Below are 15,919 nucleotides of genomic sequence, written 5' to 3' on the forward strand. Positions count from 1 at the left end.
CTGGCCTGCGTCCTCGTCTGCTACCGCAAGCTGCCGACTTCATTATGAAACCAGCTGTAAGTGCGTTCGAGCAACAGATCTTCGCCGTAGGCACGGAAAACCATGCCGTTCGGGTGCTCGGGCAGCGAACGTCGCCGGTGCATCACCAGATCCCGGTCCTCGTCGAACCGGATCTCCTGCCTGCCACCGAGGCACAACCGCCCCGAAGACCGGATCGCCTCGACGAGTGCGGGCACGGCGTCCGTGTCGACGTCCTCCGGCGTCTCCCCCGAAAGTCCTAAGAGGACAGCGCGATCGCTGCCGTGCCCGAAACCCGTGGCGCCCAGGGAACCGAACAGCTCCGCCTTCACCCGCCGGACACGCGGCAGGTCGTCGCCGAGCGCCTCGACGAACAACCGCGCCGCGCGCATCGGACCCACGGTGTGGGAACTCGAAGGCCCGATGCCGATCGAGAAGAGGTCGAAGACGCTGATGGCCATCTCAGGCGCGCCGGTAGAACGGCATCGGCACGACCTCGACCGGCTCCACCCGGCCGCGGATGTCGACCGACAGGCCCGTGCCCGGCTCGCTCAGCTCCTTCGCCACGTACGCCATCGCGATGGGATGACCGAGCGTCGGAGAAAGCGCACCGCTCGTCACCACGCCGACCTCGCGCTCACCGTCGAGTACCCGGTACCCGTGCCGGGGCGCACGCCGCCCGGAACCCTTGAGCCCCACCAGGACCTCGGCCGGTTCGCGACGACCCTCCAGCGCGGCCTTGCCGACGAAGTCCGGCTTCTCGAACTTCACCACGCGCCCCAGCCCGGCGTCGAACGGCGCGCGATCGGTGCTGAGTTCGTTGCCGTACAACGGCATCCCGGCTTCGAGACGCAACGTGTCGCGGCACGCGAGGCCCGCGGGCAACAGGCCGTGCTCCTCACCGGCGTTGGCGAGCACGTGCCACAAGTCCACCGCCTCGGTCGCCGGCACGTACAGCTCGAAGCCGTCCTCGCCGGTGTAGCCGGTGCGAGCCAGCAGCACGTCGTGACCGCGTACCTGAGTGGGCATGCTCGCGTAGTACTTGAGCCCGGAGAGATCGGCGTCGGTCACGGAACCGACGATCGCCGCCGAATTCGGGCCCTGCACGGCGATCAGCGCGGTGTCGGCCGACCGGTCCTCGACCGTGACGTCGAATTTCGCCGCACGGGCGCGCAGTTCCGACGCGACCAGCGCCGCGTTCCCCGCGTTGGCGACGACGAGGTACTTCTCCTCGGTGAGCCGGTAGACCACGAGGTCGTCGAGCACCCCGCCGTCCTCCGCGCACATCATCGTATAGCGTGCGCGGCCGGGCTGGACCGCCGAAAGCTTGCCGACCAAAGCGAAGTCGAGCGCGTCCGCCGCCTGCGGTCCGGTCAGCTCGATCTCGCCCATGTGCGACAGGTCGAACAGCCCGGCCGCCTCACGCACGGCGCGGTGCTCGGCGAGCTCGCTGGAGTACCGCACCGGCATCTCCCAGCCGGCGAAGTCGGTGAACAGCGCATGCAGTCCTTTGTGGACGCCATACAGCGCGGTGTGCATGTCAGCTCCCGTAGGCTTCGATGGGCGGGCACGAGCAGACGAGGTTGCGGTCGCCGTAGGCGCCGTCGATGCGGCGCACCGGCGGCCAGTACTTGCCCTTCGGCGAAACGCCCGCCGGATAAACCGCCGTCTTGCGGTCGTAGGGCAGGTCCCAGTCGCTCGTCAGCGTCTCGGCGGTGTGCGGGGCGTTGCGCAGCGGGCTCTGCTCCACCGGCCAGCGCCCCTCCGCGACCTCTTCGATCTCGCGGCGAATCGCGATCATCGCGTCGCAGAAGCGGTCGATCTCGGCGACGTCCTCGCTCTCGGTGGGCTCCACCATGAGCGTTCCGGCGACCGGGAAGGACATCGTCGGCGCGTGGAAACCGTAGTCCACCAAGCGCTTCGCGACGTCCTCGACGGTGACGCCGGTGCGCTTGGTCAGCGCGCGGAGGTCGAGGATGCACTCGTGCGCGACGAGCCCGCCGCGCCCGGTGTACAGCACCGGGTAGTGCGGGGCCAGGCGTGCGGCGATGTAGTTCGCGGCCAGCACGGCGACCTTCGTCGCGGCGGTCAGCCCGGCCGCGCCCATCATCCGCACGTACGCCCACGAGATCGGCAGGATCGAGGCGGACCCGTACGGCGCCGCCGAAACCGGGCCGACCGCGGAGTCGCCGGCCAGGTTCGGGTGGCCGGGCAGGTACGGCGCGAGGTGCGCGCGCACCGCGACCGGGCCGACACCGGGGCCGCCACCGCCGTGCGGGATGCAGAACGTCTTGTGCAGGTTCAGGTGCGAGACGTCGCCACTGAACTCACCGGGCTTCGCCAGCCCCAGCAACGCGTTCAGGTTCGCACCGTCCACATAGACCTGTCCGCCCGCCTCGTGCACGATGCGGGCCAGCTCGCCGATCCCGTCCTCGTACACGCCGTGCGTCGACGGGTACGTGACCATGATCGCGGCGAGGGTGTCGCGGTGAGCGTCCACTTTGGCCTTGAGGTCTTCGAGGTCCACGTCACCGTTCTCGCGGCAGGCGACGACCACCACGCGCATCCCGGCGAGCACGGCGGACGCGGCGTTGGTGCCGTGCGCCGACGACGGGATCAGGCACACGTCGCGCTCGGGCTGCCCGTTGGCCTTGTGGTACGCGCGGATCGCGAGCAGACCCGCGAACTCGCCCTGCGAACCGGCGTTGGGCTGCAGCGAAACCTCGTCGTAGCCGGTGACCTCGGCGAGCCAGCCGCACAACTGGTCGATCAGCTCGCGGTAGCCCTCGGCGTCCTCGGCGGGCGCGAACGGGTGGATGCCTGCGAACTCGGGCCAGCTGATCGGCTCCATCTCCGCGGTGGCGTTGAGCTTCATGGTGCACGAGCCCAGCGGGATCATGCCGCGGTCGAGCGCGTAGTCCTGATCGGACAGTCGGCGCAGGTACCGCAGCATCGACGTTTCCGAGCGGTGCTTGTGGAACACCTCGTGGGTGAGGTACTCGCTCTCGCGCGCCAGCCCGGCCGGGAGCGCCGACGGGCCGGGCTCGGCGTGGGCTTCGAGGTCGAAGGCCAGCAGCACGCGGCGCAGGGTGTCCACAGTGGTCACTTCGTCGCACGCGATGCGCACGTGGTCGTCGTCCACGCGACCGAGGTTGATGCCGAACCGGCGCGCGTCCGCGAGCACCTGCCCGGCGCGGCCGGGAACGCGGGCGAGCACGGTGTCGAAGAAGCCCTCGTGGACGACCTCGACGCCGCCTTCCCGCAGCGCGGCGGCGAGCCCGGTGGCCAGCCCGTGCACGCGCTGCGCGATGGCCTTCAGCCCGTCGGGGCCGTGGTAGACGGCGTACATCGCGGCGAGGACCGCGGGCAGCACCTGGGCGGTGCAGATGTTCGAGGTGGCCTTCTCGCGGCGGATGTGCTGCTCGCGGGTCTGCAGCGCGAGCCGGTACGCGGGGTTGCCGTCGGCGTCGACGGATACACCCACCAGCCGCCCCGGCAGCGAGCGCTCAAGCCCCTTGCGGACGGCGAGGTAACCGGCGTGCGGGCCGCCGTAGCCGAGCGGCACGCCGAAGCGCTGCGTGGTACCGGCGGCGACGTCGGCGCCGAACTCACCGGGCGCGGTGACGAGCGTGAGGGCGAGCAGGTCGGCGGCGACGGTGTAGAGCGCGCCCGCCTCCTTGGCGACCTTGCCGATCGCCTCGTAGAAACCCTTGCCGCGCAACACACCTGAGGCACCGGGGTACTGCACGACGACGCCGAAGAAGTCCTCGGGCAGGCCGGTGTGCAGGTCGCGCACGTCGACCTCGATGCCGACGGCCTCGGCGCGCGTGCGCACGACGGCGATGGTCTGCGGCAGGCATTCCGCGTCGAGGACGACGCGCGAGGACTTCGCCTTCGACTGGCGGCGCATGAGCATGACCGCTTCGGCCACGGCGGTGGACTCGTCGAGCAGGGAGGCGTTGGCGGTGTCCAGGCCGGTCAGGGTGGAGACCATGGTCTGGAAGTTGAGGAGCGCTTCGAGGCGGCCCTGCGAGATCTCCGGCTGGTAGGGGGTGTACGCCGTGTACCAGGCGGGGTTTTCGAGGACGTTGCGGCGGATGACCGGCGGCGTGACCGTGTCGCTGAAGCCGAGGCCGATCATCTGCGTCATGGGCCGGTTCTTCGTGGCGAGCGCGCGCAACTCCGCGGTGGCTTCCTGCTCGCTCGCGGGCGGCGGCAGGCGCAGGTCGCGGTCGGTGCGGATACCGGCGGGCACGGCCGCGTCGACGAGCGCGTCGAGGCTCCCGTACCCGCATTCGGCGAGCATCTTGGCCTGTTCGTGCTCGGCTGGACCGATGTGGCGATCGGCGAAGGTGGACATCGGGAGCTCCTCGTTCAGCGGCTGCGGGAACTCCCCCTCTGTCATCGGCACCTGAGAGTTTCACCGCTGTGGGGCGGCTTTCACCTTGGGTGAGGCGCGGACGTGCGCCTGCTTTCCAGAGTGGCCTGGCCAGAGCGGTAACTGGTACCTGAGAGATTGGCGGGGAGGTTGCTCCTTCGGTGCCCCGTGTGTCGACGGGGGCTCTCCCGCTCCGGCTCGTGACGGCCCATGTTCAGTTGTGGCGTCAGTCTATAGCCAGGGGCACCGGCGAGCGAGGGGACGGCGGGGCAGGTCTCCGGGGCCCTTTCGCGCCCCGGAGTTGTCGACGGTGCGTGATGCGTTGTGCGCGATCCGCTGTCCGGGCAGCGGCCCCCGCCTAGATCGGGGTGACGTAGGCGCCGCTGATCCCGCCGTCGACCAGGAACTGCGAGGCGGTGATGAACGAGGCGTCGTCGCTGGCGAGGAAGGCGACGGCGGCCGCGATCTCCGTCGGCTCGGCGAACCGGCCCATCGGCACGTGCACCAGACGGCGGGCGGCGCGTTCCGGGTCCTTCGCGAACAGCTCCTGCAACAGCGGCGTGTTCACCGGACCGGGGCACAGCGCGTTCACCCGGATGCCCTCGCGCGCGAACTGCACGCCCAGCTCCCGCGTCATCGACAGCACGCCGCCCTTCGACGCCGTGTACGAGATCTGCGAGGTCGCCGCGCCCATGACCGCGACGAACGACGCCGTGTTGACGATCGCGCCCTTGCCCTGCCGCTGCATGTGCGGGATGGCGTACTTGCAGCACAGGTACACCGACGTCAGGTTCACCTCCTGCACCTTCCGCCAGGCGTCGATCCCCGTGGTCAGGATCGAGTCGTCCTCCGGCGGGGAGATGCCGGCGTTGTTGAACGCCACGTCCAACGACCCGAAACGGTCCACAGTGGTCTGGAACAGGGCCTCGACCTGGGCTTCGTCGGTGACGTCCGTGGCGATGAACTCGCCGCCCACCTCGTCGGCGGCCGCCTTGCCGCTCGCCGCGTCGACGTCCGCGACCACCACCTTCGCGCCCTCGCTCGCCAGCCGCCGCGCCGTGGCGAGGCCGATCCCGCTGCCGCCGCCGGTGATGACGGCGACCCGGCCCTCGAACCGCTGCATGTCAGACCTCCGTGCTCAGAAAGACGTTCTTGACCTCGGTGAACGCGTCCAGCGCGTCCGGCCCCAGCTCACGCCCCAGCCCCGACTGCTTGAAGCCGCCGAACGGCGTCCAGTACCGCACCGACGAGTGCGAGTTGACCGACAGGTTCCCCGCCTCGACGGCGCGGGAGACCCGGAACGCTCGTCCAACGTCGGACGTCCAGATGGACCCGGACAGCCCGTACTCGGTGTCGTTCGCCAGCCGGATCGCGTCCGCCTCGTCGGTGAACGGCACGACGGCGACCACCGGCCCGAAGATCTCCTCGGTGACCAGCGGATCGGTCAGCGACGTCGGCGTGACGACCGTGGGCGGGAACCAGAAACCCGGCCCGTCGGGTGCGCTTCCCCGGAAAGCGACTGGAGCATCAGGTAGGACGTAGGACGTCACACGTTCCTTGTGCTGCCGGGAGATCAGCGGGCCCATCTCCGTGCCCTCGGCACCCGGATCGCCCACGACGACCCCCTTGACCGCGGGTTCGAGCAGCTCCATGAACCGGTCGTAGACCGGGGCCTGCACGAGGATCCGGGACCGGGCGCAGCAGTCCTGCCCGGCGTTGTCGAACACGCCGTAGGGCGCGGTCGCCGCGGCCTTCTCCAGGTCGGCGTCGGCGAACACGATGTTCGCACTCTTGCCGCCGAGCTCCAGCGTCACGCGCTTCACCTGCTCGGCGCAGCCGGCCATGATCTGCTTGCCCACGGCCGTCGAGCCGGTGAACACGACCTTCCGCACGGCCGGGTGCGTCACGAACCGCTGCCCGACGACGGCACCCCGGCCGGGCAGCACCTGGAACACGTCCTCGGGGATGCCGGCTTCCCGCGCCAGTTGCGCCAGGCGCAGTGCGGTCAGCGGGGTCAGCTCGGCGGGTTTGAGCACGACGGTGTTCCCCGCGGCGAGCGCCGGCGCGAAACCCCACGCGGCGATCGGCATGGGGAAGTTCCACGGCACGATGATCCCGACCACGCCGAGCGGCTCGTGGAACGTCACGTTCACCCCGCCGGGCACCGGGATCTGCTTGCCGTGCAAGCGTTCCGGCGCGGCCGCGTAGAAGTGCAGCACGTCGCGGACGTTGCCGGCCTCCCACCGCGCGTTGCCGATCGTGTGGCCGGAGTTGGCCACCTCGAGCCGGGCCAGGTGCTCCACGTCGGCGTCGACCGCCTCGGCGAACCGCCGCAGCAGGCGCGCCCGGTCGCCCGGCGCCACGGCCCGCCACGACGGCAACGCCGCCTGCGCCCGCGCGATCGCCGCGTCGGTCTCCTCCAGCGAAGCGAGTTCGACCGTCCCCACGACCTCCTCGGTCGCCGGGTTGATCACGTCCATGTCGTTCCTCACGTCCTTCACGAGCGGGTCGCGTCGACCAGTGCGGCGAACAGGCGCACGTCCTCGACGTCCTGCTCCGGATGCCATTGCACGCCCAGCACGAACCGCGAGCCGGGCACCTCGACGGCCTCCACCGTGCCGTCCGACGCCCAGCCGACCGCGCGCAGGCCCTCGCCCAGCGAAGCGACCGCCTGGTGGTGGTAGCAGTGCCCCTTCGCCTCCACGCCGAGGATCCCCGCGACCCGGCTCCCGTCGGCCAGGGTGATCCGGTTGTGCCCGTACACCGCGGGCGCGGGCTGGTGGTCCGCGTGCCCCACGACCTCCGGCAGGTGCTGGGTCAGCGTCCCGCCGAGCGCGACGTTCAGCACCTGCATGCCCCGGCACACCCCGAGCAGCGGCAGCCCCCGGTCCAGCGCCGCCCGGGTGAGCGCGAACTCGAATGCGTCCCGCTCCGGCCGGGAAACCGTTTTCTCGTGCGCCTGCTGTCCGTACCGCGCGGGGTCAACATCCGCGCCGCCCGCGATCACCAGAGCGTCCACTGCGGACAGTGCCGTGACATCGCTTCCCACAGACGGCAACAGGACTGGCACACCACCGGCCGCGACGACAGCGTCCACATAAGACCGGGGCAGCAGCGCGGCAGGCGTCTGCCACACACCCCAACTCGCCGTCTCGACGTAGGTGGAGATGCCGATGACCGGCCTAGAGCCGCTCGAAACCACGGATCCGCTCCCAGTCGGTGACGGCCGCGTCGAAGGCCGCGAGTTCGACGCGGGCGGCGTTCAGGTAGTGCTCGACGACGTCATCGCCGAACGCGGTTCGCGCGACCTTGCTCTCCGCGAGCAGCTGCGCGGAGTCGCGGAGGTTCGCGGGCACGGTCGGTTTCTCGGCACCGTAAGCGTTCCCGGTGAACTCCGGCTCCAGCGGCAGCTCGTTGTCGATCCCGTGCAGCCCGGCGGCCACGAGCGCGGCCACGGCCAGGTACGGGTTCACGTCGCCGCCGGGCACGCGGTTCTCCACGCGCAGCGACTGGCCGTGCCCCACGACGCGCAGCGCGCACGTCCGGTTGTCGGTCCCCCAGGCGACGGCGGTCGGCGCGAAGCTGCCGGGCATGAACCGCTTGTAGGAGTTGATGTTCGGCGCGAAGAAGTACGTCAGCTCGCGCAGGCACGCCAGCTGCCCGGCCAGGAAGTGCGTCATGAGCGGCGAGAACCCGCCAGGGCCGTCACCCGCGAGCACCGGCTCGCCGTCGGCGGAGCGCAGGCTGATGTGGATGTGGCAGGAGTTGCCCTCGCGCTCGTTGTACTTCGCCATGAAGGTCAGGCTGCGCCCCTCCTGCGCGGCGATCTCCTTGGCACCGGTCTTGTAGATGCTGTGGTTGTCGCAAGTGGACAGCGCCTCGGCGTACCGGAAAGCGATTTCATGCTGGCCCGGGTTGCACTCGCCCTTGGCTGACTCGACGTACATCCCCGCCGAACCCATCTCGTTGCGGATGCGCCGCAACAACGGCTCGATCCGCCCGGTGCCGAGCATCGAATAGTCCACATTGTACTGGTTGGCGGGCGTCAGCTCACGGTAACCGCGTTGCCACGCCTGTTCGTACGTGTCGTCGAAGACGATGAACTCCAGCTCGGTGCCGACGAACGCGGAGAGCCCGCGCTCGGCCAGCCGGCCGAGCTGGCGGCGCAGCACCTGCCGCGGCGAGACCGGCACGTCCCCGCCCTGCACCCGTTCGACGTCGGCGAGCACCAGCGCCGTACCCGGGTGCCAGGGCAGCAGGCGCAGCGTCGTGAGGTCCGGGCGCAGCACGAAATCGCCGTAACCCTTCTCCCACGAGGACAGTTCGTAGCCGTCCACGGTGTTCATGTCCACGTCCACGGCGAGCAGGTAGTCACACGCCTCGGTCGCGTGCGGCACGACCTCGTTGACGAAGTACTCGGCGGCGCACCGCTTGCCCTGCAGCCGCCCCTGCATGTCGGTCATCGCGACGAGGACGGTGTCGATCACACCTTCTTCGACCAGTTCCCGCAGGCGGTCGAGGGTGAGCATGCCTCTGGCACTGTTCATCCGCACACCCTTCCGCGCCACCACAACCCCGTCAAAGGGCTACTATTGGTCCATTGACGAGCGCTGTCAAGGGGGCGGAATGGCCGACGAGATCATCGACGTCTGGATGCAGCAGCCGAACCAGCGTTTCCTCGACCAGCGGTGGCTCGAACCGTTGCTGCGCTGGACGGACCTCGACCGCGCAGCGCCCCCGGTCGCGGCGACGCTCGGCGCGATGGACCGCGCCGGCGTGCGGATCGGCCTGCTGTCCGCGTGGCACGGCCCGCAGGGCGCGCTGATCTCGAACGACGAGGTCGCCGAACTGGTGCAGGCCCACCCCGACCGGTTCGCGGGCATCGCGACCGTCGACCTCACCGATCCCGTGCGCGCCGTGCGTGAGATCCGGCGCTGCGTGCGGGACCTGGGTTTCGTCGGCGTGCGGGTGGTGCCGTGGCTGTGGAACCTGCCGCCGAACGACCGCCGCTACTACCCGGTGTACGTCGCGTGCGTGGAGGAGGACGTGCCGTTCTGCACGCAGATCGGGCACACCGGGCCGCTGTGCCCGTCGGAGCCGGGGCGGCCGATCCCGTACCTGGACGAGGTGCTGCTGGACTTCCCGCAGCTCGTGGTCGTCGGCGGGCACGTGGGGTACCCGTGGCTGGCGGAAGTGCTGTCGCTGGTGCGGAAGTACCCGAACTTCCACGTGGACACCTCGGCGTACGCCGTGCACCGGCTGCCGGCGGAGCTGGTGGAGTTCATGCGCGGCCGGGGCCGGACGCGCGTGCTGTTCGGCAGCAACTACCCCATGCTCACCCCCGCCCAGTGCCTCGACCGGCTGGACGACCTGGGCCTCGGCGCGGAGGCGAGGGAGCTGTTCCTGGGCGGGAACGCGCGGCGGGTGTTCTCGCTACCGCTGTAGAGCCGGGAGATCATCGTTGCCCGCCCGGAAGGGCAGTTGATCAACGGAGGCGCCGATCCGGTCGTACCCTCGCGGTACCGACTGGGGAGGCAGTGCATGAGCGAGGGAAAGACCGTCGTCATCACGGGTGCGAGCGATGGCATCGGCGCCGCGGCGGCGCGCACGCTCCACCGCGACGGTCACCGGGTGGTGGCCGTCGGCCGCTCACCGGAGAAGACGGCCGCCGTCGCGGGCGAACTCGGGGTGGACTCGTTCGTCGCCGACTTCACCCGGCTCGACGAAGTGCGCAAGCTCGCCGACGATCTCAACGCCGCGTACCCGCGCATCGACGTGCTCGCCAACAACGCCGGCGGTCTCTTCGGCGAACGCGCCAAAACCGTCGACGGCTTCGAGAAGACCTTCCAGGTCAACTACCTCGCGCCGTTCCTGCTCACCCAGCTGTTGCGCGACAAGCTGATCGCCTCCGACGCCGCCGTGCTCCAGACGGCGAGCATCAGCGCCCGCCTGGCCGCCAAGCTCGAACTCGACGACCTGAACCACGACCGCGATTTCGCGCCGGTCCGGGTCTACAACTTCACGAAGCTCGAAATCGTCCTGTTCACCAAGGAACTGCACCGCCGGTACCACGCGCAGGGCCTCTCGGCGGCCGCGTTCGACCCGGGCGGGGTCGCGACGAACTTCGCCACCGGGTCCACCAGCCGGCCGATGCGGATGCTCTACACCACCCCGGCGCTGCGAGCCCTGCTGCCCGGCCCGGACAAGGGCGCCAGGACGCTGCGGTGGCTCATCCAGGGCAAACCAGGCGTGGACTGGGAGTCCGGTGGCCTCTACGTGCGGCGCAAGCCCGGGCGGACGAACCGGCAGATCGAGGACGCCGACCTCGCGCGCGCCCTCTGGGACCGCACCGAAGAACTGCTCGAGCGGGCCTAGCCGAGGCCGTCCAGGTACCGGCGGATCTCGGTGACCGCGGCCCGGCCCGCCCGGTTGGCGCCGATCGTGCTCGCCGAGGGGCCGTACCCGACCAGGTGCAGCCGCGGGTCCGCGACGACGCGGGTGCCGTCCATGCGGATGCCTCCGCCGGGGGCCCGCAGGTGCAGCGGCGCCAGGTGGTCCAGGGCCGCCCGGAAGCCGGTCGCCCACAGGATCGCGTCGGCGTGCTGCTCCGTGCCGTCCGCCCACACGACGCTGTGCTCGGTGAGGTGGTCGAACATGGGCTTGCGGTCGAGGATCCCCTGCGCCAGGCCGCGCCGGACGTCCGGGGTGAGGGCCAGCCCGGTCACGCTCACGACGCTGCCCGGCGGCAGCCCCGCGCGCACCCGGCGGTCGACCTTCGCGACGGACTCCCGTCCGACCTCCGGGCTGAACTCCACGTCCAGCCACTCGGGTTCGCGGCGCGTCACCCACGTCGTACCGCTCGCGACCTCGGCGATCTCCAGCAGCAGCTGCACGCCGGAGGCACCCCCGCCCACGACGACGACGTGCTTGCCGCGGAACTCCTCCACGCTCTCGAAGTCCGCGGTGTGCAGCTGGCGGCCGCGGAACCGCTCCTGCCCCGGGTAGTACGGCCAGAACGGCCGGTCCCAGGTGCCGGTGGCGTTGATCACCGCCCTGGCCGCCCACGTGTCGGTCGCGCTCTCGACCAGCAGCCGCTCACCCTCGTCGTGCACGGACAGCACGTCGACGGGCCGCAGCACGGGCAGGTCGAACGTCCGCTCGTAGCGGCCGAAGTACTCCGACACGACCTCCGACGCGGGCCGGTCGCGGTCGGCCTCGCCGAGCGCCATCCCCGGCAGGTCGTGGATCGCGTGCGCCTTGCCCAGCTTCAGCGACGGCCAGCGGTACTGCCACGCGCCGCCCGGCCGCTTGCCGTGGTCGAGCACGACGAAGCCGGTGCCGTTCCGGAAGCCGGTGCGACGCAGGTGGTAGGCGGCGGAAAGGCCGGCCTGACCCGCGCCGATCACCACCACGTCGGTTTCTGTACGCACGCCACGTACAACGGCGAGCGGAGGCCGGGGCTTCCCCCGGCCTCCGAAGTCACTTCCGGCGGATCGCGCGGACGATCGCCACGATGACCAGGAGCCCGGCGACCCCGGCCAGCACCGGGGCGAGGCGCTTGAGCACCGAGTTGCCCGCCAGGTCGAACAGGTCGATGGCCTCGGCCTCCTTCGGCTCGGCCGGCTTGACCGACTCCAGCTTCGGCTTGGGCTCGGCGGCCTCCGGAGCGGCCGTCGTCTCCGGCTCCGGCTCCTCGCCGCCACCCAGCTTCTCCGCCAGGTTCGCCGCGAACTGGTCCAGGATCTTGCCCCCGACCTCGGAGATCATCCCGCGGCCGAACTGGGCGGGGCGGCCGGTGACGTTCAGGTCGGTCGAGACGGTGCCCTTGGTGCCGGTGCCGTCCTCGTGCAGCGTCACGGTGACCGTCGCGGCCGCGGTGCCCGCGCCGCGCGAGTCCTTCCCCGACGCCTTGATGACGATCTTGCGCGCGGCCTCGTCCTTCTCCAGGAACTCGCCCGAGCCCTTGTACAGCAGGGAAATCGGCCCCAGCTTGACCTTGACCGTGCCGGTGAACGTGTCACCTTCGACCTTCGTCAGCGTCGCCCCGGGCATGCACGGCGCGACGCTCTCCGGGTCGATGACAGCCTGCCAGACCTGGGCGGGCGGCGCCGGAACGGTGAACTCGTGGTCAAGCCGCACGGCCTGACCTCCCTTCGTCCTCGTAGGGCCAGGTGCCGGAAAGGGCATCCTGACGGCACTTTACGCCGTCAGGATGCCCTCCGAGCGGTTCCTCTCACCCGGCGACAGCCGCGCTGACCGCCCTACCCGTCAGTACTCGCGCCAGCTCCTGCCGGTACTCCACGTCGGCGTTGCCGTCCGCGGTCGGGTTGGTGCCCTCCGCGGCGTGCGCGGCGGCGGCACGGATCGTCTCCTGCGTCGCCTCCTGCCCGACGAGCGCCTGCTCGACCGCCGTCGCGCGCACGGGCGTCGCGCCCATGTTCGTCAACGCGATGCGGGCCTCGGCGATCCTGCCGCCCTCGGTCCGCACCGTCGCCGCCACGGCCACCATCGACCACGCCTGCGCGACCCGGTTGAACTTCTCGTAGTGCGCCCGCCAGCCGGTGTGCTTGGGCACCCGCACCTCGACCAGGATCTCGTCCGGCGCCAGCGCCGTCGTGAACATGTCCTGGAAGAAGCCGGCGGCGGGCACCGTGCGGCGGCCCGACGTGCCGGCGATGACCATCTCCGCGTCCAGCGCGAGCGCCGGGGCGAGCAGGTCACCCGCCGGGTCGGCGTGCGCGATGGCGCCACCGAACGTGCCGCGGTGCCGTACCTGCGGGTCGGCGACCGTGTCCGTCGCCCTGGCCAGCAGTGCGGCGTGCTCGGCGACGAGGTGGTCGCGCTGCACGTCGTAGTGCGTGGTCATCGACCCGATCACCAGTGCGTCGCCGTCCTCGCGGACGCCACGCAGCTCCGCGATCTTGCCGAGGTCGACGATCGTCGACGGCGCCGCGAGCCGCAGCCGCAGCACCGGCAGCAGGCTCTGCCCGCCGGCGAGCACCTTGGCGTCCTCGCCCGCGGCCGACAGCGCCTGGACCGCCTCGTCCACTGTGGACGGAGCGGTGTAGTCGAAGGCAGCGGGGATCACTGCGCACCTCCCGAAGCGTCGATCGAACCGAGCCCGCCGCCCGCCTCGCTGCCGAGGCCACCGGCGTCCTTGCTGCCGCGGTGGATCGCGGCCCACACCCGCATGGGCGAGCACGGCATCTCGATGTCGTTCACACCCAGGTGCCGCACCGCGTCCACGATCGCGTTCACCACCGCCGGGGTCGAGGCGATCGTGCCCGCCTCGCCGACACCCTTGACGCCCAACGGGTTCGTCGTCGACGGCGTCTCCGTGCGGTCGGTCGTGAACGAGGGCAGGTCCGCCGCGGACGGCAGCAGGTAGTCGGCGAACGTGCCCGTCGTCAGCGTGCCGCTCTCGTCGAACACCGCCTCCTCGAACAACGCCTGCGCGATGCCCTGCGCCAGCCCGCCGTGGATCTGGCCCTCGACGATCAGCGGGTTCACCACCGCGCCCACGTCGTCCACGCACACGTACTTCCGCAGCGTCACGCGGCCCGTCTCGGTGTCCACCTCCGCCGCGCACAGGTGCGTGCCGTGCGGGAACGAGAAGTTCTCCGGGTCGAACACGGCCTCGGAGTCCAGCGTCGGCTCCATGCCGTCAGGCAGGTTGTGCGCGGCGAACGTCGCGAAGCAGACGTCCTGGATCGTGGTGGACTTGTCCGTGCCGCGCACGGTGAACTTGCCCTGCGCGAACTCCAGGTCGTCCGGCGAGCACTCCATCAGGTGCGCGGCGATCGTGCGGGCCTTGGCGACGACCTTTTCCGCCGCCTTGACCACGGCGATCCCGCCCACGGCCAGCGACCGCGAGCCGTAGGTGTCCATGCCCTTGTGCGAGGACTGCGTGTCGCCGTGGATCACCTCGACGTCCTCGAACGGCACGCCCAGCTGGTCGGCGACGATCTGGCTCCACGCCGTCTCGTGCCCCTGGCCGTGCGCGGACGCGCCCGTGACGACCTCGACCTTGCCGGTCGGCAGCATCCGCACCGACGCGTGCTCCCAGCCGCCCGCGGCGTAGTCGAGCGAACCGAGCACCCGCGACGGCGCCAGCCCGCACATCTCGGTGAACGTCGAGATGCCGATGCCCAGCTGCACCGGGTCGTTGCGCTCACGGCGTTCCCGCTGCTCACGCCGCAGACCGTGGTAGTCGAACAACTGCATGGCCTTCTCGGTCGCGGCCTCGTAGTTGCCCGAGTCGTAGGTCAGCGTGGAAACGGTGGTGTACGGGAACTCCTCGTGCTTGATCCAGTTCTTCTCGCGCAGCTCCATCGGGTCCATGCCCAGCTCGGCGGCGAGCTCGTCCATGATCCGCTCGATGCCGAACGTGGCCTCCGGCCGCCCGGCGCCGCGGTAGGCGTCGGTGAGCGTGGTGTTGGTGAACACGTTGGTGCACGCGAAGTGGTAGGCCGGGATCTTGTAGATCGCGTTGAACATGAACGCGCCGAGGATCGGCACGCCGGGCCCGACCAGCCCGAGGTACGCGCCCATGTCGGCGAGCAGCTCGACCTTCAGCCCGGTGACCGTGCCGTCGCGCTTCGCGGAGATCGTGATGTCCTGGATCTGGTCGCGGCCGTGGTGCGCGGCGAGCATCGTCTCCGAGCGCGACTCGGTCCACTTGACCGGCTTGCCCAGCTTCTGCGCGAGCAGCAGGCACATCGTCTCCTCGGGCAGCACGGCGATCTTGCCGCCGAACCCGCCGCCGACGTCCGGTGCGATCACCCGCAGCTTGTGCTCGGGGATGCCGAGGGTCAGCGCCGCCATCGTCTTGAGGATGTGCGGCACCTGCGTGGCCGACCACATCACGATCTGGGCGCCCGTCGGGTCCACCACGCACGAACGCGGCTCCATGAAGGCGGGGATGAGCCGCTGCTGCCGGAACCGCCGCTTGACGACGACCTCGGCGCTCGCGATGGCTTCTTCGACGTTTCCACCCGAGCCCGCTTCGCCGCTGTCGAACACCCACAGGGCGTTGCGGTTCGTGCCCAGTTCCTCGTGCACGAGCGGCGCGCCCTCGGCGAGGGCGTTCTCCAGGCCCAGCACGACGGGCAGTTCCTCGTAGTCCACGTCGATGGCTTCGAGCGCGTCCTGCGCTTCGGCCTTGCTGCGCGCGACGACGACAGCCACGCCTTCACCCGCGAAGTTCACGCGGTCGGCGGCGAGGATCGGCCGTCGCGGGCTCTTCATGTCCGGGGTGATCGGCCACGCGCACGGCATCCCGATGCTGCCGTCCGGGTCCAGGTCGGCGGCCGTGTAGACGGCGACCACGCCGGGCTTGGTCTTCGCCTCGGAGGTGTCGATGCCGTTGATCTTCGCGTGGGCGTACGGGCTGCGCAGGACCGCCACGTGCAGCAGGCCCGGCAGCGTCAGGTTGTCCGTCCAGCGCGTGCGCCCGGTGATGAGCCGGGCGTCCTCCTTGCGGGTGCGGGCCTTGCCGACCTCGGGCTCGATCGTCGCGGTCAC

The 15,919-nt window shown here is 70.7% G+C and carries 12 protein-coding genes, 1 pseudogene and 2 riboswitches; of the genes and pseudogenes, 2 read left to right on the forward strand and 11 right to left on the reverse strand.

Going from position 1 to position 15,919, the window contains the following annotated elements:
• Nucleotides 1-56 precede the first annotated feature (56 nt).
• From ABFX51_RS10500 to ABFX51_RS10530, 7 genes and pseudogenes are all read right to left on the reverse strand, one after another.
• Nucleotides 57-479: pseudogene (locus tag ABFX51_RS10500) on the reverse strand (serine dehydratase beta chain); the annotation flags it as partial.
• A 1-nt stretch (nt 480) separates the two neighbouring features.
• Nucleotides 481-1,557: a glycine cleavage system aminomethyltransferase GcvT gene (gene gcvT, locus ABFX51_RS10505; protein WP_346053603.1), complete on the reverse strand. Its 1,077-nt coding sequence runs from the start codon at nt 1,555-1,557 to the stop codon at nt 481-483.
• A gap of 1 nt (nt 1,558) precedes the next feature.
• Nucleotides 1,559-4,378, reverse strand: coding sequence for an aminomethyl-transferring glycine dehydrogenase (gene gcvP, locus ABFX51_RS10510; RefSeq protein WP_346053604.1), 2,820 nt, complete (start codon nt 4,376-4,378; stop codon nt 1,559-1,561).
• A 31-nt stretch (nt 4,379-4,409) separates the two neighbouring features.
• Nucleotides 4,410-4,502, reverse strand: a riboswitch (glycine riboswitch).
• Nucleotide 4,503: 1 nt separating this feature from the next.
• Nucleotides 4,504-4,597, reverse strand: a riboswitch (glycine riboswitch).
• Nucleotides 4,598-4,754: 157 nt separating this feature from the next.
• Complete coding sequence (locus tag ABFX51_RS10515; RefSeq protein WP_091504519.1) at nt 4,755-5,519, reverse strand: 3-oxoacyl-ACP reductase; 765 nt, start codon at nt 5,517-5,519, stop codon at nt 4,755-4,757.
• Between the two features lies 1 nt (nt 5,520).
• On the reverse strand, nt 5,521-6,876 hold the full coding sequence (locus tag ABFX51_RS10520) for an aldehyde dehydrogenase family protein (protein WP_177228559.1): 1,356 nt from the start codon (nt 6,874-6,876) through the stop codon (nt 5,521-5,523).
• Nucleotides 6,877-6,893: 17 nt separating this feature from the next.
• Nucleotides 6,894-7,598: a gamma-glutamyl-gamma-aminobutyrate hydrolase family protein gene (locus ABFX51_RS10525; RefSeq protein WP_091504520.1), complete on the reverse strand. Its 705-nt coding sequence runs from the start codon at nt 7,596-7,598 to the stop codon at nt 6,894-6,896.
• Nucleotides 7,579-8,943: a glutamine synthetase family protein gene (locus tag ABFX51_RS10530; protein WP_346053605.1), complete on the reverse strand. Its 1,365-nt coding sequence runs from the start codon at nt 8,941-8,943 to the stop codon at nt 7,579-7,581. The genes ABFX51_RS10525 and ABFX51_RS10530 overlap by 20 nt, the downstream gene beginning before the upstream one ends.
• Nucleotides 8,944-9,022: 79 nt before the next feature.
• Between ABFX51_RS10530 and ABFX51_RS10535 the strand changes: the two genes are divergently transcribed.
• The gene (locus tag ABFX51_RS10535) at nt 9,023-9,841 is read left to right on the forward strand and encodes an amidohydrolase family protein (protein ID WP_346053606.1); all 819 of its coding nucleotides are present in this window, start codon (nt 9,023-9,025) and stop codon (nt 9,839-9,841) included.
• Between the two features lie 96 nt (nt 9,842-9,937).
• Entirely contained in the window at nt 9,938-10,771 is an 834-nt protein-coding gene (locus tag ABFX51_RS10540; RefSeq protein ID WP_346053607.1) for an SDR family NAD(P)-dependent oxidoreductase, read from the forward strand.
• Here the strand turns inward: ABFX51_RS10540 and ABFX51_RS10545 are convergent.
• From ABFX51_RS10545 to ABFX51_RS10560, 4 genes are all read right to left on the reverse strand, one after another.
• On the reverse strand, nt 10,768-11,826 hold the full coding sequence (locus ABFX51_RS10545) for an NAD(P)-binding domain-containing protein (protein ID WP_346053608.1): 1,059 nt from the start codon (nt 11,824-11,826) through the stop codon (nt 10,768-10,770). The genes ABFX51_RS10540 and ABFX51_RS10545 overlap by 4 nt on opposite strands.
• 49 nt (nt 11,827-11,875) lie before the next feature.
• Nucleotides 11,876-12,535 carry an SRPBCC family protein gene (locus tag ABFX51_RS10550; protein WP_346053609.1) on the reverse strand — a complete coding sequence of 220 codons (660 nt, stop codon included), beginning with the start codon at nt 12,533-12,535 and terminating at the stop codon, nt 11,876-11,878.
• A gap of 94 nt (nt 12,536-12,629) precedes the next feature.
• Nucleotides 12,630-13,484: an FAD binding domain-containing protein gene (locus tag ABFX51_RS10555; protein WP_346053610.1), complete on the reverse strand. Its 855-nt coding sequence runs from the start codon at nt 13,482-13,484 to the stop codon at nt 12,630-12,632.
• Nucleotides 13,481-15,919: a xanthine dehydrogenase family protein molybdopterin-binding subunit gene (locus tag ABFX51_RS10560; protein WP_346053611.1), complete on the reverse strand. Its 2,439-nt coding sequence runs from the start codon at nt 15,917-15,919 to the stop codon at nt 13,481-13,483. The genes ABFX51_RS10555 and ABFX51_RS10560 overlap by 4 nt, the downstream gene beginning before the upstream one ends.

Origin of the sequence: Amycolatopsis dongchuanensis, assembly GCF_039542405.1 — a bacterium.
In the GTDB taxonomy this organism is placed as follows: Bacteria; Actinomycetota; Actinomycetes; order Mycobacteriales; family Pseudonocardiaceae; genus Amycolatopsis_E; species Amycolatopsis_E sacchari.

Excerpts from the sequence above, each read along its gene's own strand:
- gcvT (WP_346053603.1), bottom strand. The coding sequence starts at position 1,557 with ATGCACACCGCGCTGTATGGCGTCCACAAAGGACTGCATGCGCTGTTC.
- gcvP (WP_346053604.1), bottom strand. The coding sequence starts at position 4,378 with ATGTCCACCTTCGCCGATCGCCACATCGGTCCAGCCGAGCACGAACAG.
- ABFX51_RS10515 (WP_091504519.1), bottom strand. The coding sequence starts at position 5,519 with ATGCAGCGGTTCGAGGGCCGGGTCGCCGTCATCACCGGCGGCGGCAGC.
- ABFX51_RS10520 (WP_177228559.1), bottom strand. The coding sequence starts at position 6,876 with ATGGACGTGATCAACCCGGCGACCGAGGAGGTCGTGGGGACGGTCGAA.
- ABFX51_RS10530 (WP_346053605.1), bottom strand. The coding sequence starts at position 8,943 with ATGAACAGTGCCAGAGGCATGCTCACCCTCGACCGCCTGCGGGAACTG.
- ABFX51_RS10535 (WP_346053606.1), top strand. The coding sequence starts at position 9,023 with ATGGCCGACGAGATCATCGACGTCTGGATGCAGCAGCCGAACCAGCGT.
- ABFX51_RS10540 (WP_346053607.1), top strand. The coding sequence starts at position 9,938 with ATGAGCGAGGGAAAGACCGTCGTCATCACGGGTGCGAGCGATGGCATC.